Origin of the sequence: Sphingomonas sp. ID1715 (assembly GCF_013044515.1) — a bacterium.
Taxonomy (GTDB): domain Bacteria; phylum Pseudomonadota; class Alphaproteobacteria; order Sphingomonadales; family Sphingomonadaceae; genus Sphingomonas_B.
Map to the genome: position 1 here is coordinate 736,483 of NZ_JABEPR010000001.1, position 19,946 is coordinate 756,428.

Genomic DNA, 19,946 nt, shown 5'->3' on the forward strand with positions numbered 1-19,946 from the left:
GTTTGAGCGAGGAGGCGGATCAGGCGTCTTTGATGAGGCTGAAGTCGCCCTTCAAGCGTCGATAAAAGCAGCTTTGCGCGCCCGTATGGCACGCCGGCCCCGCAGGCTCGACGCGCATCCAGAGCGCGTCCTGATCGCAGTCGATGCGCAGTTCGACGATCCGCAGGACATTTCCGGACGTCTCGCCCTTTTTCCAGAGCGAGCCGCGGCTGCGCGACCAGAAATGCGCCTCCCCGGTGGCGAGGCTCAAGCGCAGCGCCTCTTCGTTCAGATGCGCGACCATGAGCAGTTCGCCCGATGCGGCGTCGGTGACCACGCCGGTGATCAGGCCCTTGCCATCCCAGCGCGGTGCGAGGCGGTCACCCTGCTCCAGTTCGTCGCTCATGCCGCCTCATGCGCGTGCGACCCCTGATCTGTCCACAATTGAAACAGCTACCCCGATTCTTTCGTGTCGACAGGTGTTTAACCATAACATAGCTTTCAGCTTCTCAGCTGTTCGCGGGGTGTATCGAGCGGCTCGATTCGAAGGGGGTTTTCATGAAGAAACTGCTCGTCGCAGCCCTGTGCTGCGCGTCCTGGACCGCTGCCGCCAATGCCAGCGTGATCTGGGAAGACGATGTCGACTTCCAGGGTTCTCTGAGCGGTAGCGGCGCCATCGTTCAGGCTCCGCCGCTCGCTGCGAATGGCGGCCTGACGATCATTCTCAACAACACCGGCGGCGTGGAAGCCGGGACCCAGGCGCGCGCGGGCTTCGAAGCCGCGGCCGCAATCTGGTCCAGCATCCTGCGCGATCCCGTGACCATCCGTCTCGACGTCGGCTTCAGCCAGCTCGGCCCGAACATTCTCGGCCAGACCAACTCGACGACCAACAACATCACCTATGCAGGCCTGCGCACGCTGATGGCCGCCGACGCCAAGTCGGGCTACGACCTGCAGGCGGTGAACAGCCTGCCGCTCGGCGCCACCGTCTCGTTCCTGTCGAATGAGGCCGGTAATTGCGTTACCAACGTGCCGACCTGCCAGGCGATCAGCACCAACAGCCGCACGCTCGACAACGACAACACGGTCGACAACCTGCAGATTCAGATCAACACCGCGCAGGTGAAGGCCCTCGGCCTAAATCCCATCTATGCGGCGTCGAACGTAACGCAGCGCGATGGCCTGGTCGCATTCAGCAATCAGTTCAACTGGGACTTCGACCGTTCCGACGGCATCGATCCGGCGCTGATAGACTTTGTCGGCGTCGCCGCTCACGAAATCGGCCACGCGCTGGGTTTCCGCTCGGGCGTCGATCTGGCGGACGTGAACGCCAACCTGAACCGCGCCGGCCTGGACGCAATCGCCTGGGGAACGGTCCTCGACCTGTTCCGCTACCAGACGTTCAACGGCGCAGCGACCCGCGACTGGACGATTGGCGGCACGCCCTGCTTCTCACTTAATGGCGGCACGTGCATCGGCAACTTCTCGACGGGTTCGGTCAATGGCGACCTGCGCCAGGCCAGCCATTGGAAGGACGATGCGCTGACGGGCACGACGCTCGGCATCATGGATCCAACGCGGAGCGGCTTCAACGGCGCCATCACCTTCCTGAACCCGACCCAGCTCGACCTGATCGCGTTCGACGCGATCGGCTATGACGTGGCGGTGCCGGAGCCGGCGACCTGGGCCATGATGATCGCGGGCTTTGCCTTTGTCGGCGCTGCCGCGCGCCGCCGCCGCAACGTCGCGGTGTCGTTCGCCTAAGTTGTTCAGCTGAAAGACTGCGGCCCCGCCCGGCACCACGCCGGGCGGGGCCTTATTTTGTGACAGAGGGGAGACAAGTCGCCCTCTCCCTCCTATATGCCGGGCCAACTTGAGACGAGGGCACCGGTCTCGATGCTGACCACCAATCCGTTCGACGACGACAAGCTGCGTGAAGAATGCGGCGTCTTCGGTATCTACAATGCCGAGACCGCGTCCGCGGTCGTGGCGCTTGGCCTGCACGCGCTGCAGCATCGCGGCCAGGAAGCGGCTGGCATCACCAGCTGGGATGGCCACCACTTCCACACCCACCGGGCAATGGGTCACGTCGCCGGCAATTTCGATCGTGACGAGGTGATCCGCGGCCTGCCCGGACGAGTCGCCTGTGGCCATGTCCGCTATTCGACCACCGGCGAGACCGCGCTGCGCAACGTCCAGCCGCTGTTCGCCGAACTCAGCTCGGGAGGCTTCGCGGTCGCGCACAACGGCAATATCTCGAATGCCATGAAGCTGCGTCGCGAACTCGTTCGCCGCGGGTCGATCTTCCAGTCCACCTCCGATACCGAAGTCATCATTCACCTGGTGGCGACCTCCACCTACCGGACGTTGCTCGACAAGTTCATCGACGCGCTGAAGCATGTCGAAGGCGCCTATTCGCTGATTTGCCTGACGCCGGAAGGCATGCTCGCCTGCCGCGATCCGCTCGGTATCCGGCCGCTGGTCATGGGCAAGCTCGGTGATGCGACCATCTTCGCGTCCGAGACGGTCGCCCTCGACGTGATCGGCGCCGAATATATCCGCGATGTCGAGCCCGGCGAAATCGTCATCGTCACCGATGCCGGCGTGCGCTCGATCCAGCCCTTCGGTTCTATCAACCCCCGGCCGTGCATCTTCGAGCATGTCTATTTCTCGCGCCCCGATTCGATTGTGGACGGCACGTCCGTCTATGACGTGCGCAAGGCGATTGGCGCACAGCTCGCGATCGAGGCGCCGGTGGAGGCCGATCTCGTCATCCCGGTGCCGGACTCCGGCGTGCCAGCCGCGATCGGCTATGCGCAGCAATCGGGCATTCCGTTCGAGCTCGGCATCATCCGCAGCCACTATGTCGGCCGCACCTTCATTCAGCCGGGCGACCAGGTCCGCCATTTGGGCGTCAAGCTGAAGCACAACGCCAATCGCGCGCTGATCGGCGGCAAGCGCGTCGTGCTGATCGACGACTCGATCGTGCGCGGCACCACCAGCCTGAAGATCGTGCAGATGATGCGCGATGCGGGTGCCGCCGAAGTGCATATGCGCATCGCCAGTCCGCCGACGCGGCACAGCTGCTTCTACGGCGTCGACACGCCGGAGCGGACCAAGCTGCTAGCAGCCAAGCTCGATGTGCCCGGCATGTCGGATTACATCCATGCCGACAGCCTCGCCTTTGTGTCGATCAGCGGGCTCTACAAGGCGCTCGGCCATGACCGCCGCGCCGACGTTCGCCCGCAGCATTGCGACGCCTGCTTCACCGGCGACTATCCGACGACGCTGACCGATCAGGACGAACTCGCCCCTGCGGACCAGCTGAGCCTGCTCGCCGAGCGCATCGTCTAGGCGAAGACGCCGACCAGCTCCTGACGGAGCACGGCCTTTTCGACCTTGCCCATCGCGTTGCGGGGCAGCGCCTCGCGGATCAGCACACGCTTCGGACGCTTATAAGCCGCAAGACTGTCCCGAAGCGCCGCAACGATCGCCTCTTCGTTGGCAGTTGCACCCGCGCGCGGGACCACGACCGCCACCACGCCTTCGCCGAAATCGGGATGCGGGGCGCCGACCACGGCTACCTCCGCTACCCCCTCCAGTGCTTCGATCGTCGCCTCGACTTCGGCCGGATAGACGTTGAAGCCGCCTGAGATGATCAGATCTTTCGCGCGGCCGACGATCCACAGATAGCCCTCCTCATCGAACCGGCCGAGGTCGCCGGTCTGGAAGAAGTCGTCGGCGGTGAAGGACTCGCCCGTCTTTTGCGGATTGCGCCAATAGCCTCCGGTTACATTCGGCCCGCGCACCTCGATGCTTCCGACACCGCCGCCATCCGGCTCGGCGATGCGGATGTCCACGCCGGGCAAGGCAGGGCCGACGCTGCCCGCGCGACGATCGCCCTGATAGGGGTTTGACGAGAGCATGCCGGTCTCCGTCATGCCATAGCGTTCGAGGATGCGGTGCCCCGTCCGCTCTTCCCATTCGCGATGCGTCTCGGCCGACAAAGGTGCCGATCCGGAAACGAACAGCCGCATGTTCGCGGCGCGCTCGGCGGTCAGGTCCGACCGCGCGAGCAGGCGAGTATAGAAGGTCGGCACGCCCATCAGCACGCTGGAGCCGGGCAGCGCCGCAAGGATAGCGTCGGCATCGAAGCTGGGCAGCCACAGCATCGACGCGCCCGATCCGAGCACGCAGTGCGTGGCGACGAACAGTCCGTGCACATGGAAGATCGGCAGCGCGTGGATGAGGCGATCCGTCGCGGTGAACCGCCACTCGCCGATCAGCGTCTCCGCATTGGCGGCCAGGTTGCGCTGGCTGAGCATCGCGCCCTTGGACCGCCCGGTTGTACCGGAGGTGTAGAGGATCGCAGCAAGGCTGTCGGCACCCAACGCGGGATCATCGAACGCAGCCTGTGGCCCCGCCGCAAGCCGTGCCAGTTCGGCCTCGCCCACGAACAGGGCGGGCTCCGCATCGGCCACGAAATAGTCGATCTCGCTTCGAGTGTAGCCGGGATTGAGCGGCACATAGACGATGCCGCTGCGAATAGCGGCCAGATAGAGGATAAGGGCTTCCACGGACTTGCCGGTCTGGACCAGCATCCGGTCGCCTGATTTCAGCCCGCGTGCCGCCAGTGCGCCGGCCATCCCCGCCGACCGGGCAAGCAGTTCGCCATAGCTGGTGGTGGTCCCGTTCGGATCGACCAGCGCCGGAGCGCTCAGGTCCGCCGGAAAGCCTTGGGCGAGAGTGGCAAAGAGACTGCGCTGCATGGCGTGTCGCTTGCCTCGCCCGCAGATGGCGTCAAGTGCGATGACATATTGCGCAGGTGCCAGCCAGCCGCCAATGGGAGGCGCGATGAAGCGGCGGCTATTCCTCTTCGCCAGTCTCGCCTCGGCTTCGCCGGTCGCGGCACAGCAGCCGCGCGCGGAGGCCGAGCTGATCCGGCTGGAACAGGATTATGCCCGGGCTCTGGTCAACAAGGACCTGGCCTTCCTGCGCAGCTTCTACGCGCCGGACTGGCGCGGCGGGAATTGGCTCGGCTTCTTCACCAAATCGACCTTGCTGAAAAGGCTGCAAGGGAGCCGTTACGTGATCAAGTCGATGGTCGTTCGCGATCTCCGCGTGCGCGTCCTCGGCAACGTCGCGATCGTTCAGGGAGTGGACGAGGAAGTGACCGCCATGGGCGATCGCAACACCAGCGGCACCTGGGGCTTTACCGACATTTTCGCCCGGCGGGGCGGCCGCTGGGTCGCCATCGCCAGCCAGACCACGCGGATCGGCGGCGACCGCTAGCGGCTGGCGAATTCCCCCGGGTCCAGCTGGTCACGCGCATAGACGTCGTCCAGGAACCGCACCCCTTCAGGCGTGGCCTGGACCGTCAGATAAGTCAGGTACACCGGGACCGGCTGCGGCAGCGCGACATGCTGCTCCGGTGCGTCGCTCGCCGGGTTCAGCGGCTGGCCGAACAGCCACTGCCCAAGCCGCTGCGCATCCTCCAGCCGCACGCAGCCGGAGCTGAAGTAGCGCGCCGGTCGCTTCATCAGCTCGGGCTCGTTGGTGTCGTGCAAATAGATGCCGAGATCATTGGGGAACATGAACTTGACCCGCCCCATCGCATTGCCGGGTCCGGGCAGCTGGCGAACGCGGACGTGCTGGCGTCCATCGGCCACCGCGCGCCAATCGACCTGGTCTTGCTGCAGCAGCTGGGCGTTGGCATCCCAGCCGGAGAGCGCCTCGAAACCGAGCGTCTGCAACGAGGCGCCGTTCAGCACCCGGCTGACGACACGTTTATAGGCGAGGTCGTCCGGCACGTTCCAATAGGGGTTGAGGATCGCGAAGCGGAGCATGCCGGCCAGCATCGGCGTCTGCTGATCGGGCTTGCCGACCACCACCCGCATGCGGCCCGCCTCGGTACCCTCCTGGAAGTAGACCAGCTGCTGGGCGGCGATGTCGACGACGATGTGCCGCGTACCCGGTCCGGGTAGCAGTCGCGCGCGATCGAGATTGACGGCCAGCTTGCGGTCATACCAATCCGGCGGGCGGTTGAGCGCGGCGATCGTGCCGGCACCCGCCACACCGTCCGGCTTCAACCCGTGCGCGGCCTGAAAGGCGCGCAGTTCATCGGCGACTCGCTTGTCGAACTTGCCGCGGGGATCGAGGCCGAGCCGTTCGCGGAGCGCAGCGACCCGGTCTCCACCCATGCCGGGCTTGAGCGCGGCGCCCTCGGCCACATAGCTGCCCGGCAGGTTGGACCAATGCTCGCGGCGTTCCGCCATCGCACGGCGAAGGCTTGCATAGGCCGGGTCCATCCAGCCCATTTCCGCAAGATAGCGGTCGAAATCGGGCGCGACCGCGGCGGCGCGCACCACATCGGCCTCGCTCAGCTTCTTCGGGCGCAACTCCTCGTCGAGGAAGCGAATCTGGGCGTTAGGCGCGCGTCGGACATCCCGGACATAGCGCGCAAAGGCCTGCGACAGCCGCAGCTCTGTTCGTGCCAGCGCCTCGGCATCACCGCTGCGGCTGCGCTCGACCAACTCACGCAGCGCGCGCGCGTCGTAGTCGGAGGGCTCGAGACCATCGAGATCGGCGGTTTCGAGATAGGAGACCAGGGTGGCGGCGGCTGGCGTCAGCGCACCATTCTTGACCCAAAGCGGCCAAAAGCCGCGCGCGGCGTAAACCGCCTTCAGCTTGCCGTCCGCCTGATCCTTAACGGCGAGCGCCACCGCATCGGGCGCGGTCTGCGCGAACGCACCGGCGACCGGGGTCGAGATCAGCAAAGCGGCGAGAAACGCGCCGCTCATCGGGTTACGCAACTTTACTTTCCTTCCACTCGGCAGGTGCGGGCGCCATCGCGAAGAGACGGCGCCCGTCAACGATCAGATGCCGCGTTCACCCGAAGGCGCCGGCTGCATCATCGGCTGCGGCGCCGGGCAGGGCGGCGCCTGGAATGCGACATAGGTGCCGTCGGCCGTGTAATAGCCATCGACCACGCCATCGCCGTTGCGATCGGCAGCAACCGAGCCGACAATCACGCCCGGCCACGCCGGCGGGGCGGGCGCAACCGCCACATCGTCGCGCATGTCGGCGCAGGCGGCCAGGCCGATCGGCGCGGCCAGGATCAGGCAAATCCGTGAGACCCTCATCATTTCTCTCCCAGAACATGCAGGACGCGCCACAAGGGGGAGCAGCGGTCCGCATTCCCCGAACGCCACCGCGCCGGTCTCGTTCCAACCGGGGAACGACGTCCGAAGCCGGACAGGTCAGCTGGAGCGTTCGGCTGCTTCGTTCGCCCCCAGCTTCTCGGCGATCCGCTCGACCTCTTCGTCGGATGGGGGCTCGGGCAGCGCGTCCTCGCCGGGAGCGACGGCGTCGTCCGGAATGCCAGGGCCGGTGCCGGCGATCGTATCGTCCAACGGCCGGGCATTGGTGCCGGTGCCTTCTCGCTCGTCCATCATCGTTCCTTTCTCATTCGGCAGGCTGTGCGCTGCGGCGGCTGGGGATCAGTGCCAGAAGCAGGATCAGCAAGGCCTCGGAGACTTTGAGACCATAAGGCAAGGTTGAGGTCGTCTCCTCTCGCCGCGCAGCAGGCGCGGGCGTTCCAATCGGACTCTCGTCATGGGCGTGACCATCCTCGTCGGGCGCAACGCGATCGGCCATCTGGGCACCGCGCTGGCCGAGCGGGCGTTCGGCGCCACGAGTCGTGTCACGCGCAGTCTGATGCTCGAGTTCCGAGTTGAGTTCGGCGCCGAGCAGCAGCACGAGCGCCGACAGGTAGAGCCAGGTAAGCAGTACGACGACTGCACCGAGCGAGCCGTAGGTGGCGTTATAGTTGCCGAAGTTCGCCACATAGAGGCCGAAGCCCGCTGTCAGCACGCCCCAGCCGATCGCGGCAAAGGCGGAACCCGGCGTCAACCACCGCCACTTGGCGGCATCGCGATCGGGCGCATAGCGGTAGAGCGTCGCAACGGCAGCTGCGCCGATCGCCGCCAACATCAGCCAGGAAATCAGCTTGCCCAGGAGCAGCAGGCCCGCGGGCGCACCGGGGAAGAAGCGGCCGAGATACGAGAACACCGAAATGGCGATCATCGCCACGCCCAGGACCAGCACGGCCCCCAACACCATCGCCAGGTTGATCAGCGTCTGCTTGACGAAGCCGCGCGTCTCTTCCTCCTCATAGGCGATGTTGAGCGCGGTGACGATCGCGCCGGTTGCCTTGGTCGCGCCCCAGAATGCGAGCGCGAGTGCGAGGATGAGGCCGAGACCCTTTTTGCTCCCCGCGGTGTTGACGACGTTCATCAGCTGCTCGCCGATCAGCCTGGCCGCCTCGCCCGGCAGCAGCTGCGACAGTTCCTGAAAGTGGCGCATCACGGCGGCAGGGTCGGCGATCAGGCCATAGGTCAGCACGACTGCGCCGAGCAGCGGCACCATCGCGGTGAAGGCGTAGAAGGCGACGCCGGCGGCGATCAGCGACAGATTGTCCTGCCCCATCTCGCGCCAGCTGCGCTTCAGCACATCGAGCCAGCCTCTGGCGGGCATCTCCGTCGGGCTCGCGGCGTCCCTACCCCTTTGATCCGTCATGGCTTTCAGAACGAGCGGCGAGGCTTTCCGCTCCGATGCAACGGGACACAAAGCAGATCGTTACGCCTGCATGCCTGACCCGACGCCGGTCCTGGAGCCCGGCCGCAATTGCTGGCGCATCGAAACCGCCGACCGAGCAGCGCTCGTCGTCGATGCCGCCGACTATTATCGCCATGCCAAGCGCGCAATGCTGAAGGCCAGGCAGCAGATCATCCTGATCGGCTGGGACTTCGACACTCGTATCTTCCTGGATCGGGAGGAAGGTCCGGGCGAACCGACCGAAGGCGTGCCCAATGAACTCGGTCCGTTCATTCAGTGGCTGGCGGAGCACCGGCCGGAGCTCAACATCTACATACTGAAGTGGGATGTCGGCGCGCTGAAGCTGCTGGGCCGCGGCACGACTCTGCTCCGGCTGGCACGCTGGATGTGGCACGACCGGATCACCTTCAAACTCGACGGCGCCCACCCGACCGGGGCGAGCCACCACCAGAAGATCCTGGTGGTGGACGACCGCCTGGCCTTTTGCGGCGGCATCGACATGACGGCGGACCGCTGGGACACGCGGGCCCATGCGCCGGAGCAGCCCGGCCGGAGGCGGCCGACCACGCGGCGGCACTACGACCCGTGGCACGATGCGACCATGGCCGTCGACGGCGACGCGGCGCGGGCGCTGGGGGAACTCGCCCGCGAGCGGTGGCGTGTGGCGGGCGGTGAGTCGCTGCGCACGCCCAACGTAACGGAGGATGTCTGGCCGCCCGAACTGAAGCCGCACTTTCGTGACGTGGAACTCGGGATCGCCCGCACGCGCGGCGGCTTCCAGGACCGGCCCGAGGTGCGCGAAAACGAGCGGCTGTTCGTCGACCTGATCCGCTCGGCCAGGCGCTTCGTCTATGCGGAGAACCAGTATTTCGCCTCACGCGCGGTCGCCGAGGCGATCGCGGAGCGGCTGCAGGAGCCGGATGGGCCCGAGTTCGTGCTGGTCAATCCGATGTCGGCGGACGGCTGGCTTGAGGAAGCCGTAATGGGTCCTGCCCGCGCCGAACTAATGGGGGCGCTCGAAAAGGTAGATCGCGACCGTCGCTTCCGCATCTATACGCCGGTCAATGAAGCGGGCGACGACATCTATGTCCATGCCAAGATCATGATCGTCGACGACCGCGTGCTGCGCGTCGGCTCGTCGAACATGAACAACCGCTCGATGGGCCTGGACAGCGAATGCGACGTGGTGATCGACGTCGGGGTTCCGGGCAACGAGAATGTCGGCGAGACGATCGAGGCGATCCGCGCCGACCTGCTCGCCGAACATCTCGGCGCCGAGATCGGCGAAGTACGACGGCGGCTGACCGACACCGGCTCACTGATCGCGACGGTGGAGAGCCTCCGCGGCACCGGCCGCAGCTTGAAGACATTCGAGCCGCCGGAGTTCAGTCGAGCCTCCGAAAAGCTCGCTGAAAGCGAAAGCCTGGACCCTGAGCGGCCCGAAGACCTCTTCGAGCCACTGACCACCCGCAAGCTGCTGCGCCACCTGCCGCGACCGGCCTAGAGAAGCTCCCGCACCGTCTCCGCAGGACGGCAGAGCCGGGCGCCCTTCTCCGTCTCGACGATCGGCCGCTCGACAAGGATCGGGTGCTGGACCATCGCATCGAGGATCGCGTCGTCCGAAGCGCCGTCGAGCAGCCCCAGCTCGCCGGCCAGCGCGCCTTTGGTCCGCAGCGCCTGGCGCGGCGTCACGCCGATGCGCCCGAACAGCGACGCCAGCTGTTCGCGGGTCCAGCCGGTCTTGCGATAGTCGACGACCTGCGGCGCGTGTCCCGCATCCTGCAGCGCCGCGAGCACCTTGCGCGACGTGCCGCATTCCGGATTGTGGTAGATGGTAACGTCCACGTCAGCCGACCTTGGCGACACCCTTTTCAGCCATCAGTTCGCCAAGTTCGCCGCTCTCATACATCTCCATCATGATGTCGGAGCCGCCGACGAATTCGCCCTTCACATAAAGCTGGGGGATGGTCGGCCAGTCGCTGAACGCCTTGATGCCTTGGCGAATGCCCTGATCCTGCAGCACGTCGACGCTCTCGTAATCCACGCCGAGCCGGTCGAGGATCGCGATCGCACGGCTCGAAAAGCCGCATTGCGGGAAGAGCGGCGTACCCTTCATGAACAGCAGCACATCGTTGGTCGAGACCAGCTCCTGAATGCGGGCCTGAGATTCGTCGGTCATACTCTACTCTCCTGCCGGAACGGCGGTGGTCAGTTGCAAGGCGTGAAGCTCGCCGCCCATGCGGCCCTGCAGCGCGGCATAGACCTTCTGGTGCTGGCGCACCCGCGGCAGCCCCTTGAAGCTCGCCGAGACCACGCGCGCGGCGTAGTGATCGCCGTCGCCGGCAAGATCGGTGATCTCGACCTGCGCATCGGGGATCGCTTCGCGGATCATCGCCTCGATATGGTCGGCCGCCATCGGCATGTCAGGATTGCGCCTCGATCAGCTGCCGGCGCGCCTCGACCGTCTGGTCGGCCACGGCCTTGCGCACTGTCGCGTCGTCCATTTCCACACCCGCCCCGGTCAAGTCACCGAGCAGCTTGCGAATAACGTCTTCGTCATGCGCTTCCTCGAACTCGGCCTGGACGACCGCTTTCGAATAAGCGTCGGTTTCCTCAGGCGTCAGCTTCATCAGCCTGGCGGCCCATTGGCCGAGCAGCTTGTTGCGTCGCGCCACGACCCGGAACAGCATTTCTTCGTCGCGGGCGAACTTCGCCTCGAACGCGCGCTCGCGATCGTCGAACGTGGTCATCGTTACCCCTCTTGTTTCACATGTGAGATAGGTGCCCCGGACGGCGGGCGCAACGCGTCAGCCGATCTCGACCACCAGCTTGCCGATCGCGCCGCGCGACGCGAGCTTGGCGATCGCTTCGCCGCCGCGCTCCAGCGGATAGGTTTCGGTCACCCGCGGCGCGATCTTGCCCTCCTGCCAGAGTCGGAACAACGTCGCGACATGCTCCTGGTGGCGCTTGGGATCCCGCATCGTGAAGGCACCCCAGAAGACGCCGCACACGTCGCAGCTCTTGAGCAAAGTCAGGTTGAGCGGCAGCTTGGGAATACCCGCAGGGAAGCCCACGACGAGGTACCGTCCCTCCCAGGCGATCGAGCGCAGGGCGGGCTCGGCATAGTCGCCGCCGACCGGATCGTAGATGACGTGCGCGCCTTCAGGCCCGCACTTCGCCTTGAACTGGTCGGCGAGGGCCTTGGACGCATCCTTGTCGAACGGTGCGCGGCCATAGACGAGCGTGTCGTCCGCGCCCGCGTCGCGCGCGACCTGCGCCTTTTCCTCGGACGACACGGCCGCAATCACCCGGGCGCCGAACGCCTTGCCAAGTTCGACCGCCGAGAGGCCGACGCCACCGGCAGCCCCCAGCACCAGCAGCGTCTGGCCTTCCTTCAGGTGCCCGCGATCGAGCAAACCGTGGATGGTCGTCGCATAGGTCATAAGCAGGGCGGAGGCTTCCTTGAGCGGCAGCCCGTCCGGCACCTTGAACGCCCGGTTGGCGGCGACCGCCACCTTTTCGGCCAGTCCGCCTGAAGAAGCCGTCAGCGCCAGCAGCCGGTCGCCGACCTGCCATCCTTCGACACCCTCGCCGACCGCTTCGACCGTGCCCGACACTTCCGAACCCGGCGCAAAGGGCCGCGGCGGCTTGAACTGATATTTGTCCTCGATCACCAGCACGTCGGGATAATTGATCGCGCAATATTGAATGCGGACGAGCAATTCGCCCTTGCCGGGCTGCGGGTCGGCCACGTCGGCCAGCTCCAGCGTCTCGGGTCCATCGGCCGCGCGCGACAATAACGCCTTCATCGAGTTCTCCTCTCGTGATCCGTTGCCGCGCCTTGTGGCGGCGGTTCAGGATGCTGTCGAGGGCCGGCGGCCGTTGAACGCTCGGCTGCGCCAGAGCGGGAGCAGAAAACCGACGAGCAGCAGCGTGTTGGATGCAGCATTGAGCGGGAATCCGGTCGCGATCGAAAGCTCGCGACGCGGCTGTCGAAGCTGCTGGACTCGGGCAGCGGACCGGAGCGTCTCCCCTTCCCCGCCTTGCTGGCCCAGCTGCGCGCGGCGATGCGGGGCGACCAGCTGCGGCCTTATATGCGCCTGTGGCTGGAGATTTGCGCGCAGGCGGCGGGAGGCGAGGAGCTCTATCGGCAGATCGGGTCGGCCATTGCGGACGGCTTCATCGCCTGGGCGAAGCAGCGCCTCCTGGTCGACCAGGGATCCAATGCGTGCGCGCAGGCTGCGTTGCTCGTCGCCACCATCGATGGCTTGGCCTTGCTGGACACGGTCAGCCGAGGCGAGATCGCCGATCCGGCGATTTTCCGCTGATCCTTGCCGACGGAAGATCTTCGGCTAGGCTGGTCGCGAGGAGGGGGAGCATGAACATGTTGGCGAGAATAGGCGCACTGCTCGTGGCGCTGTTTGGGCTGGCGCTCGGCCTGTGGTTCTTCTTCGCGACGGACCATGCAGCGGCGGCCTTCTTCGTTACGCCCCAGGGAGCGGCGGGTCTGGCGACGCTGCGCGCCGACATGTCCGCCTTCTTTCTCGTCAGCGGCCTCTGCGCGCTCTATGCCGCGATAGCCGAGCGGGGCGAATGGCTGATCGTTTCGGCCGGGCTCTACGGCATCGCGCTGACCGGCCGTGCGGCGAACCTGATCGTCGCGGGCAGCTATGATGGTGCCGCCATCCCGATGATCGTCGAAGCCCTGCTGGTCGCGCTGAGCCTGTTCGGCTGGCGCCAGCTGCGCCGCTCCTAAAGCCAGGGCAGCTCCGCCGCGCGCTTCTCCTCATAAGCGGCGATGCGATCGTCCATCGCGAGTGTCAGCCCCACTTCGTCCAGTCCGTTCAGCAGGCAGTGCTTGCGGAACGGATCGATCTCGAAGCTGAAGCGGTCCTGAAAGCGCGTGGTGACAGTCTGGTGCTCCAAATCGATGCTGATCGGATCGGTCCTGGCGACTGTCATCAGCCGGTCGATGGCCGCACGCGGCAGCTCGACCGTCAGGATGCCGTTCTTGAAGGCATTGCCTGAGAAGATGTCCGAAAAGCTGGGCGCGATCACGGCCTGTATGCCGAGATCGGCGAGCGCCCAGGCGGCATGCTCCCGGCTCGATCCGCAGCCGAAATTCTCGCCAGCAATGAGGATCGCCGCCCCCGCATAGTCCGGATCGTCGAACACGTTGCCGGGCTCCGCGCGCACCGTCTCGAATGCACCTTGCCCGAGCCCCTGCCGGCTGATCGTCTTCAGCCATTTGGCAGGGATGATCACATCTGTATCGACATTCGCGCGCCCGAATGGGATCGCACGCCCTTCGACGGTCGCGACCGGTTTCAACGCTGCTCCGCCGTTGCCGTCTCCGGCTTGGCGCTGACCGAAAACGCGGCGATGCCGCTCAACAGGCTTCCCGCAATCAGCAGTGTAATCGCTCGCTTCATTGTCCCCGCTCCCGTCTGCTCTTCTACTTCAACGCTGCCGGAAAGGCGGGCAGCTCGCCCAGATCGCGTGCGTCGTGCTGGATCACCACGCGCGCCTTCAAATTGGCCGCAATCTCCTCAAACCTTTTGTGCGAGGCGAGCGTATCGGCGCGATTCCAATTGAACGTCGGCACGCCATTCGCCGCACGGTTCTCCCGAAAATGATATTCGTCGCCGCTTAACAGGACGTAGCCGCTGGCCAGCTTCACCAGCAGCGCTGAATGGCCCGGCGTGTGGCCGGGCATCGCCAACATGATGACGCTGCCGTCGCCGAACACATCCTTGTCTCCAGTGACGGGCGTGACCTTGCCCTGCCCGGTCAGCCAATGAGTCAGCTGGGCCGGTGCGCGATCGTCAGGCTTCATCGCCTTCAGCGCGTCGAGATCGCCCTTTCCGATCAGCAGCTCTGCGTCCGAGAAGTCTTTCGCGCCGCCGGTATGGTCGGCGTGATGATGGCTGATGCCGACATAAGTGATCTGAGCGGGCGTGAGGCCGAGCGCCTTCAGCCGATCCGGGATGCTCTGCTTGAGCGACATGCCCGCCGGGCCATTGGTCGCCCCGATCAGGTCGGGCGTGAGGCCGGTGTCCCACAGCAGCATGCCCTTGGGATGCCGAATGAGGAAACAGCCGGCGACCAGCTCGCGCCTCTCGCCCTGAAAACGGAAGGTGTCGGAGAAGCGTCCCAGATCGTTCTGCACGAGGCGCCCGCACTCGAACGCATGCAGCGACACGCCCTGCGCCACAGCAGGCGCCGCGCCCGCGAGGGCCAGCATCGCCAGGAACGGCTTCATCATTCCCCTGCTCCCATCAATTCCCGCACATCAGCCAACCGTCCCGTCACCGCCGCCGCGGCCGCCATTGCCGGCGACACCAGATGCGTCCGCGCGCCGGGACCCTGACGACCGACGAAGTTGCGGTTGGAGGTGGAGGCGCAGCGTTCGCCCGGCGGCACCTTGTCGGGGTTCATGCCGAGGCAGGCGGAGCAGCCCGGCTCGCGCCATTCGAAACCGGCTTCGACGAAGATGCGATCGAGCCCTTCCTGCTCGGCCTGACGCTTGACGAGTCCCGAGCCGGGCACGACCAGCGCCTGCTTTACATTCTCTGCGCGCCGACGGCCCCTCAGCACCGCGGCGGCCGCGCGCAAATCCTCGATCCGGCCATTGGTGCAGCTGCCGATGAAAATATTCTCGACCGCGACGTCTTGCAGCCGCTCGCCGGGTGTCAGGCCCATATAGGCGAGCGACTTGGCCGCAGCCTCGCGCTTCGCCGCCTCTTCAAAGCTGTCGGGAGAAGGCACGTTGCCGGTTATCGGCGCGACATCCTCCGGACTGGTGCCCCAGCTGACTGTCGGCGCAACCGCGGCGGCGTCGATGTCGACGATCCGGTCGAAGGCCGCGCCCTCGTCGCTGGGCAGGGTTCGCCACCAGGCGACCGCCCGCTCCCACGCTTCACCCGAAGGCGCCATCGGCCGGCCCTTCAGATAGGCGAAGGTCTTGTCGTCCGGCGCGATCAGTCCCGCCCGCGCGCCCGCCTCGATCGACATGTTGGACACGGTCAAGCGCCCCTCGATCGACATTTCGCGGATCGTGGAGCCCGAATATTCGACGACAAAGCCGTTGCCGCCGGCCGCGCCGATCCGGCCGATGATGTGCAGGATCAGGTCCTTGGGACTGACACCGAAGCCGAGCGCGCCATCGATGCGGATGTTCATCGACCGGGACTGTTTCAGCAGCAGCGTCTGGGTGGCGAGCGCATGCTCGACCTCTGACGTGCCGATGCCGAAGGCGAGCGCGCCGAGCGCGCCATGCGCTGCCGTGTGGCTGTCGCCGCACACCACGGTCGCGCCCGGCAGGGTGAAACCCTGCTCCGGTCCGACAACATGGACGATGCCCTGTTCCGGCGCGGTCGCGTCGATGTAGCGAATGCCGAACTCCGGCGCGTTCCGCTCGAGCGCGGCGAGTTGGGCCGCGCTTTCCGGATCGTCGATCGGCAGCCGCCGACCGCGGGCATCGACACGCGGCGTGGTCGGCAGGTTGTGATCGGGTACTGCCAGCGTCAGGTCGGGCCGGCGTACCTTGCGGCCGCCCAGGCGGAGCGCCTCGAAAGCCTGCGGGCTGGTCACTTCGTGCACCAGGTGACGATCGATATAGATGAGGCAGGTGCCGTCCGGCCGCCGCTCCACCAGGTGAGCGTCCCAGATCTTCTCGTACAAGGTGCGCGGCCGGTCGGTCATTGGCACGCTCTAGCAGATAATTGCGTGGAGGCGAGCAGAAGCCGCGCCTTTATTGCGCAGCGACGTCCTGAAGCGGCATACCGCCGCCCGCGCCCGGCGCGTCGATCTTCAACCAGTCGTTGCGCGGCTGGCCATAGAGCATCTCCAGCACTTCCAGCTGCACGCCGGACGGCCTGCCGCTCTGCGAGTTCCACAGCACCGCCACGCCCGATTTCGACTGCGGATCGAACAGGATGGTCGAGCGATAGCCCTTCACGGCGCCCTGGTGACCAACCAGCCAGCGCCCGGCATAGTTATAATCGCGCCAGCCGAGCGCATATTGCGACGGGCCCATCGCCCGCGCGAACATCGTTCCGCGCCGATCTGTATTCACCCGCGCCTGGTGGATGGTGTCCAGCACGGAGTCCGGCAGCACCTGCGGCGCCAGACCCATCTGCGCGCGCATCCAGATCGCCAGGTCCATGATCGACGAGTTGACGCCACCGGCGGCCGGCACACGATAGTAATTGTCGTTCACTTCGACGGTGGTACGGCCGACATGCGGACGCGCCCAGCTGCGCGAGGACATCAGCCCGGCGCGCGTCAGGCTCGCCGTCTGCATGCCGAGCGGCGCGAACAGGCGCCGGCGGACTTCGTTCTGATAGGTCTGGCCGGTCACCTTCTCGACGATCTCGCTGACCGTGTCGAAGGCGATGTTCTGATAGGAATGGCAGGTGCCCGGCGCGCAGGCCGGCGACAATGCGCCGAGCGAAGCGCGCAGCATCTTCGGGTCCTGGCCCGCCTCGAGCTTGCCGTCATTGGCGTTGTGCGACAGGCCGACGCGGTGCGACAGCAGGTCGGCCACGGTCGCCCGCGCCTCGCCGCCCATCGGCAGCCTGAGGCTGGTGTTGAACCGCGCGACCGGCTCGTTCAGCGACAATTTGCCCTCGGCATCGAGCAGCGCCGTCATGGTCGCAGCGACGCCTTTCGACAGCGAGGCCCAGCGGAAGACGGTGTTCGGCGTGACCGGCTCGGAGCCCGTGGCCGTGGTGGTGCCATAGCCCTGAACGAAGGTGATCTCGCCATTCTCGATGACCGCCACCGCCATGCCGACCATGTCCGGCTTGGAAGCGGCGAGGCGGAGCCGGGAGTCGAGCCGCTCGTAATCGACCTTATAGGGAGCGCGGAACTCGGCATTGATCAGGCCGGAGCGCGTGCTTTGATAGACGCCGGGCTGCGACGCCTGCGCGGGCGAGCGCGCCGCGATCAGGCTCGGCGCGATCGCCGCGAGCGCCATCATGCCGGCGACCCCACCGCCGATCGCTGCCGCCTTGGGCCGCTGACGAATGCCCTGTTTGATGTTCTTCACCACCTTCGCTGCGACCCTCTGACCCGATGCCCCTGTATTTAGGGTTAAAGAGTCAGAGTTTCAGCGCGAAGCCAAGCGCTTGCGCCCTGTTTTCACGACGAAACGAAAGAAACCCGCGGCTGACTCCGGGAACTCAGCTTTCGAAGAGGAGCATCGCTCGTCCCGAGCGCAGTCGAGGGGCGCGGGCAAAACACCGGAGACACGCCCCTCGACTGCGCTCGGGACGAGCGGGTCAGGAGACGTATTGGGCCGTCGTCTTCGCCTTGACCTCGTCTGCGGACACGCCCGGAGCAAGCTCAACAAGCTTGAACGGACTCTGGTGATCGGGGCGCTGGAACACGGCCAGGTCGGTCACGATCATGTCGACGACGTTCTTGCCGGTCAGCGGCAGCGTGCAGGCCGGGATGAACTTCGGCGAGCCGTCCTTCGCATTATGCTCCATGACGACGATGATCTTCTTGACGCCGGCGACCAGGTCCATGGCGCCGCCCATGCCCTTGATCATCTTGCCCGGGATCATCCAGTTGGCGATGTCGCCATCCTGGCTGACCTCCATCGCGCCGAGCACGGTCAGGTCGATATGCCCGCCGCGGATCATCGCAAAGCTCTGCTCCGAGCCGAAATAGCTCGAGGACGGTAGTTGCGAGATGGTCTGCTTGCCCGCGTTGATCAGATCGGGGTCGATCTCGTCCTCATAGGGGAACGGCCCGATGCCAAGCATGCCGTTCTCGCTCTGCAGCGTCACCTCGACACCGTCCGGCACATGATTGGCAACGAGCGTCGGGATGCCGATGCCCAAATTCACGTAGAACCCGTCCTGCAACTCGCGAGCCGCCCGCGCGGCCATTTCGTCACGCGTCCAAGCCATTATGCAGCCTCCCGCTGGCGGGTCATGCGGAACTCGATCTTCTTGTCATAGGGCGCGCCGAGGATCAGGCGCTTCACGAAGATGCTGGGGACGTGGATGCAGTCGGGATCGAGGCTGCCGACGGGCACGATCTCCTCCACCTCGGCGATCGTCACATGGCTCGCGGTCGCCATCGGCTGGTTGAAGTTGCGGGCGGTCTTGCGGAAGACCAGGTTGCCGGCTTCGTCCGCCTTCCAGCCCTTGATGATCGACAGGTCGGCGCGAATGCCGCGCTCGAGGATGTAGGTCTCGCCGTCGAACTCCTTATGCTCCTTGCCCTCGGCGACGAGCGTGCCGACACCGGTCTTGGTATAGAAGCCAGGAATGCCCGCGCCCCCTGCCCGGCAGCGCTCCGCGAGCGTGCCCTGGGGGCAGAATTCGACCTCCAATTCGCCCGCCAGATATTGCCGCTCGAACTCCTTGTTCTCGCCGACATAGGACGAGATCATCTTCCTGATCTGGCGCGACCGCAGCAGCTTGCCGAGACCCTCATTGTCGATGCCGGCGTTGTTGGAGACGACGGTCAGGTCCTTGACCCCGCTCGCCTGAATGGCGTCGATCAGCCGCTCCGGAATGCCGCACAGGCCGAAGCCGCCCGAGCAGATGGTCATGCCGTCGAACAACAGGCCTTCAAGTGCCGCCGCGGCGTCGGGATAGATCTTCTTCATGCAAGCGCCTCCGCTGCCGGGCGCTCTAGAGGCGAGAGGCGCTGCCGGTCAATCGAGCCACGCGTCCAGCCGGTGAGGCAAGGCCCAGGGACCGTCGAACAGCGCCGCCGCCCCGCTTTCGGCGAGCCATTCGGCCGCGAAGCCGCCGCAGCGCAAGGCGACGCTTGCCATGCCGGCCTTGCGGGCGCCTTCCATGTCGTACGGCGTGTCGCCGACCACCACTGCCTGCGCTGCCTCGATGCCGGGCAGCTTGCCCAGGGCCGCTTGGAATATGTCGGGATAGGGTTTGCTGTGCTGGGCGTCGTCTGCAGACGTGGCGGCATCGAGCAGGTCGCCGATGCCGAGCAGTTGTTTGTGATGCTCCAGCTCGTCTTCCGCGCCGGAGGTGGCAAGGGCGATCAGTGCACCGGACGCCTTCAGCCCTTCGAACAACCCGCGCACGCCGGGAAAGGGTTTCACGCGCGACAGATAGTCCCGCTTGAACACCGCTTTGCTCTCCTGCTCGAGCTCCTTGCCGTGCGTTTCGAGTATGTCGGGCGACAGCAGTGCGGGCAGCAGATTGTCCGCGCCTTTGCCGATCTGATCGCGGATGCGGTCATAGGGGAGTTCGATGCCGTAGCGGCGGAACGCGTCGTCCCAGGCCTGCGCGTGCAGGTCGTTGCTGTCGATCAGGGTTCCATCGATGTCGAAGAGCGCGGCCTTGAGCATGCTCCGGGGAACGCAG

The 19,946-nt window shown here is 65.9% G+C and carries 24 protein-coding genes; 6 read left to right on the forward strand and 18 right to left on the reverse strand.

Going from position 1 to position 19,946, the window contains the following annotated elements:
• Positions 1-19: 19 nt before the first annotated feature.
• Complete coding sequence (gene hisI, locus HJG53_RS03505) at positions 20-385, reverse strand: phosphoribosyl-AMP cyclohydrolase (RefSeq protein ID WP_171127772.1); 366 nt, start codon at positions 383-385, stop codon at positions 20-22.
• A gap of 152 nt (positions 386-537) precedes the next feature.
• On the opposite strand from hisI, the gene HJG53_RS18540 reads away from it, so the two are divergent.
• Complete coding sequence (locus HJG53_RS18540) at positions 538-1,743, forward strand: NF038122 family metalloprotease (protein ID WP_171127773.1); 1,206 nt, start codon at positions 538-540, stop codon at positions 1,741-1,743.
• A gap of 132 nt (positions 1,744-1,875) precedes the next feature.
• Positions 1,876-3,333, forward strand: a complete 1,458-nt coding sequence (gene purF, locus HJG53_RS03515) for an amidophosphoribosyltransferase (RefSeq protein ID WP_171127774.1) — start codon at positions 1,876-1,878, stop codon at positions 3,331-3,333.
• Here purF and HJG53_RS03520 read toward each other — a convergent pair.
• Entirely contained in the window at positions 3,330-4,748 is a 1,419-nt protein-coding gene (locus HJG53_RS03520) for an AMP-binding protein (protein WP_171127775.1), read from the reverse strand. The genes purF and HJG53_RS03520 overlap by 4 nt on opposite strands.
• An 85-nt stretch (positions 4,749-4,833) precedes the next feature.
• On the opposite strand from HJG53_RS03520, the gene HJG53_RS03525 reads away from it, so the two are divergent.
• Positions 4,834-5,271 (forward strand): nuclear transport factor 2 family protein, encoded by a 438-nt coding sequence (locus tag HJG53_RS03525; protein ID WP_171127776.1) that lies wholly within the window; start codon positions 4,834-4,836, stop codon positions 5,269-5,271.
• Here HJG53_RS03525 and HJG53_RS03530 read toward each other — a convergent pair.
• The 4 genes from HJG53_RS03530 to HJG53_RS03545 form a co-directional block, all read right to left on the reverse strand.
• Complete coding sequence (locus tag HJG53_RS03530; RefSeq protein WP_254447486.1) at positions 5,268-6,791, reverse strand: murein L,D-transpeptidase; 1,524 nt, start codon at positions 6,789-6,791, stop codon at positions 5,268-5,270. The two genes, HJG53_RS03525 and HJG53_RS03530, sit on opposite strands and share 4 nt — an antisense overlap.
• Before the next feature lie 63 nt (positions 6,792-6,854).
• Complete coding sequence (locus HJG53_RS03535) at positions 6,855-7,121, reverse strand: hypothetical protein (RefSeq protein WP_171127777.1); 267 nt, start codon at positions 7,119-7,121, stop codon at positions 6,855-6,857.
• A gap of 117 nt (positions 7,122-7,238) precedes the next feature.
• Positions 7,239-7,430 carry a hypothetical protein gene (locus HJG53_RS03540; protein WP_171127778.1) on the reverse strand — a complete coding sequence of 64 codons (192 nt, stop codon included), beginning with the start codon at positions 7,428-7,430 and terminating at the stop codon, positions 7,239-7,241.
• 13 nt (positions 7,431-7,443) lie between these two features.
• Positions 7,444-8,514, reverse strand: a complete 1,071-nt coding sequence (locus HJG53_RS03545; RefSeq protein WP_254447487.1) for a YihY/virulence factor BrkB family protein — start codon at positions 8,512-8,514, stop codon at positions 7,444-7,446.
• Between the two features lie 112 nt (positions 8,515-8,626).
• Here HJG53_RS03545 and HJG53_RS03550 point away from each other — a divergent pair, with 112 nt between their 5' ends.
• Positions 8,627-10,099, forward strand: a complete 1,473-nt coding sequence (locus HJG53_RS03550; RefSeq protein ID WP_171127780.1) for a phospholipase D-like domain-containing protein — start codon at positions 8,627-8,629, stop codon at positions 10,097-10,099.
• Here HJG53_RS03550 and arsC read toward each other — a convergent pair.
• From arsC to HJG53_RS03575, 5 genes are read right to left on the reverse strand one after another with little or no spacing between them, the layout of a single operon-like run.
• Complete coding sequence (arsC, locus tag HJG53_RS03555; RefSeq protein ID WP_171127781.1) at positions 10,096-10,440, reverse strand: arsenate reductase (glutaredoxin); 345 nt, start codon at positions 10,438-10,440, stop codon at positions 10,096-10,098. The two genes, HJG53_RS03550 and arsC, sit on opposite strands and share 4 nt — an antisense overlap.
• A gap of 1 nt (position 10,441) precedes the next feature.
• Positions 10,442-10,774, reverse strand: a complete 333-nt coding sequence (grxD, locus tag HJG53_RS03560; RefSeq protein ID WP_171127782.1) for a Grx4 family monothiol glutaredoxin — start codon at positions 10,772-10,774, stop codon at positions 10,442-10,444.
• A gap of 3 nt (positions 10,775-10,777) precedes the next feature.
• Positions 10,778-11,017, reverse strand: a complete 240-nt coding sequence (locus tag HJG53_RS03565; protein ID WP_171127783.1) for a BolA family protein — start codon at positions 11,015-11,017, stop codon at positions 10,778-10,780.
• A gap of 1 nt (position 11,018) precedes the next feature.
• On the reverse strand, positions 11,019-11,345 hold the full coding sequence (locus HJG53_RS03570) for a DUF1476 domain-containing protein (protein WP_171127784.1): 327 nt from the start codon (positions 11,343-11,345) through the stop codon (positions 11,019-11,021).
• Between the two features lie 57 nt (positions 11,346-11,402).
• The gene (locus HJG53_RS03575; RefSeq protein WP_171127785.1) at positions 11,403-12,404 is read right to left on the reverse strand and encodes an NADPH:quinone oxidoreductase family protein; all 1,002 of its coding nucleotides are present in this window, start codon (positions 12,402-12,404) and stop codon (positions 11,403-11,405) included.
• A gap of 234 nt (positions 12,405-12,638) precedes the next feature.
• Here HJG53_RS03575 and HJG53_RS03580 point away from each other — a divergent pair, with 234 nt between their 5' ends.
• Positions 12,639-12,923: a hypothetical protein gene (locus HJG53_RS03580; RefSeq protein WP_217352578.1), complete on the forward strand. Its 285-nt coding sequence runs from the start codon at positions 12,639-12,641 to the stop codon at positions 12,921-12,923.
• A gap of 50 nt (positions 12,924-12,973) precedes the next feature.
• Positions 12,974-13,351, forward strand: coding sequence for a hypothetical protein (locus tag HJG53_RS03585; protein WP_171127787.1), 378 nt, complete (start codon positions 12,974-12,976; stop codon positions 13,349-13,351).
• On the opposite strand, the gene leuD is transcribed toward HJG53_RS03585, so the two are convergent.
• From leuD to HJG53_RS03620, 7 genes are all read right to left on the reverse strand, one after another.
• The gene (gene leuD / locus HJG53_RS03590) at positions 13,348-13,926 is read right to left on the reverse strand and encodes a 3-isopropylmalate dehydratase small subunit (protein WP_171127788.1); all 579 of its coding nucleotides are present in this window, start codon (positions 13,924-13,926) and stop codon (positions 13,348-13,350) included. The genes HJG53_RS03585 and leuD overlap by 4 nt on opposite strands.
• A gap of 124 nt (positions 13,927-14,050) precedes the next feature.
• Positions 14,051-14,860 carry an N-acyl homoserine lactonase family protein gene (locus HJG53_RS03595; protein ID WP_217352579.1) on the reverse strand — a complete coding sequence of 270 codons (810 nt, stop codon included), beginning with the start codon at positions 14,858-14,860 and terminating at the stop codon, positions 14,051-14,053.
• The gene (leuC, locus tag HJG53_RS03600) at positions 14,857-16,299 is read right to left on the reverse strand and encodes a 3-isopropylmalate dehydratase large subunit (protein WP_171127789.1); all 1,443 of its coding nucleotides are present in this window, start codon (positions 16,297-16,299) and stop codon (positions 14,857-14,859) included. Before leuC ends, HJG53_RS03595 begins: the two co-directional genes overlap by 4 nt.
• Before the next feature lie 49 nt (positions 16,300-16,348).
• A complete protein-coding gene (locus tag HJG53_RS03605; RefSeq protein WP_171127790.1) occupies positions 16,349-17,647 on the reverse strand; it encodes a serine hydrolase domain-containing protein in 1,299 nt (432 codons plus the stop codon).
• Positions 17,648-17,879: 232 nt separating this feature from the next.
• A complete protein-coding gene (locus HJG53_RS03610) occupies positions 17,880-18,515 on the reverse strand; it encodes a CoA transferase subunit B (RefSeq protein WP_171127791.1) in 636 nt (211 codons plus the stop codon).
• The gene (locus HJG53_RS03615) at positions 18,515-19,222 is read right to left on the reverse strand and encodes a CoA transferase subunit A (protein ID WP_171127792.1); all 708 of its coding nucleotides are present in this window, start codon (positions 19,220-19,222) and stop codon (positions 18,515-18,517) included. Before HJG53_RS03615 ends, HJG53_RS03610 begins: the two co-directional genes overlap by 1 nt.
• 48 nt (positions 19,223-19,270) lie before the next feature.
• Positions 19,271-19,930 (reverse strand): HAD family hydrolase, encoded by a 660-nt coding sequence (locus tag HJG53_RS03620; protein WP_171127793.1) that lies wholly within the window; start codon positions 19,928-19,930, stop codon positions 19,271-19,273.
• Positions 19,931-19,946: the final 16 nt, after the last annotated feature.

Coding starts and splice junctions, on each gene's coding strand:
- HJG53_RS03545 (WP_254447487.1), bottom strand. CDS start 8,514: ATGCCCGCCAGAGGCTGGCTCGATGTGCTGAAGCGCAGCTGGCGCGAG.
- HJG53_RS03595 (WP_217352579.1), bottom strand. CDS start 14,860: ATGATGAAGCCGTTCCTGGCGATGCTGGCCCTCGCGGGCGCGGCGCCT.
- HJG53_RS03610 (WP_171127791.1), bottom strand. CDS start 18,515: ATGGCTTGGACGCGTGACGAAATGGCCGCGCGGGCGGCTCGCGAGTTG.
- HJG53_RS03535 (WP_171127777.1), bottom strand. CDS start 7,121: ATGAGGGTCTCACGGATTTGCCTGATCCTGGCCGCGCCGATCGGCCTG.
- grxD (WP_171127782.1), bottom strand. CDS start 10,774: ATGACCGACGAATCTCAGGCCCGCATTCAGGAGCTGGTCTCGACCAAC.
- hisI (WP_171127772.1), bottom strand. CDS start 385: ATGAGCGACGAACTGGAGCAGGGTGACCGCCTCGCACCGCGCTGGGAT.
- HJG53_RS03615 (WP_171127792.1), bottom strand. CDS start 19,222: ATGAAGAAGATCTATCCCGACGCCGCGGCGGCACTTGAAGGCCTGTTG.
- HJG53_RS03570 (WP_171127784.1), bottom strand. CDS start 11,345: ATGACCACGTTCGACGATCGCGAGCGCGCGTTCGAGGCGAAGTTCGCC.
- HJG53_RS03525 (WP_171127776.1), top strand. CDS start 4,834: ATGAAGCGGCGGCTATTCCTCTTCGCCAGTCTCGCCTCGGCTTCGCCG.
- HJG53_RS03540 (WP_171127778.1), bottom strand. CDS start 7,430: ATGGACGAGCGAGAAGGCACCGGCACCAATGCCCGGCCGTTGGACGAT.
- HJG53_RS03585 (WP_171127787.1), top strand. CDS start 12,974: ATGAACATGTTGGCGAGAATAGGCGCACTGCTCGTGGCGCTGTTTGGG.
- leuC (WP_171127789.1), bottom strand. CDS start 16,299: ATGACCGACCGGCCGCGCACCTTGTACGAGAAGATCTGGGACGCTCAC.
- HJG53_RS03620 (WP_171127793.1), bottom strand. CDS start 19,930: ATGCTCAAGGCCGCGCTCTTCGACATCGATGGAACCCTGATCGACAGC.
- HJG53_RS03550 (WP_171127780.1), top strand. CDS start 8,627: ATGCCTGACCCGACGCCGGTCCTGGAGCCCGGCCGCAATTGCTGGCGC.
- purF (WP_171127774.1), top strand. CDS start 1,876: ATGCTGACCACCAATCCGTTCGACGACGACAAGCTGCGTGAAGAATGC.
- HJG53_RS03575 (WP_171127785.1), bottom strand. CDS start 12,404: ATGAAGGCGTTATTGTCGCGCGCGGCCGATGGACCCGAGACGCTGGAG.
- HJG53_RS18540 (WP_171127773.1), top strand. CDS start 538: ATGAAGAAACTGCTCGTCGCAGCCCTGTGCTGCGCGTCCTGGACCGCT.
- HJG53_RS03565 (WP_171127783.1), bottom strand. CDS start 11,017: ATGCCGATGGCGGCCGACCATATCGAGGCGATGATCCGCGAAGCGATC.
- HJG53_RS03520 (WP_171127775.1), bottom strand. CDS start 4,748: ATGCAGCGCAGTCTCTTTGCCACTCTCGCCCAAGGCTTTCCGGCGGAC.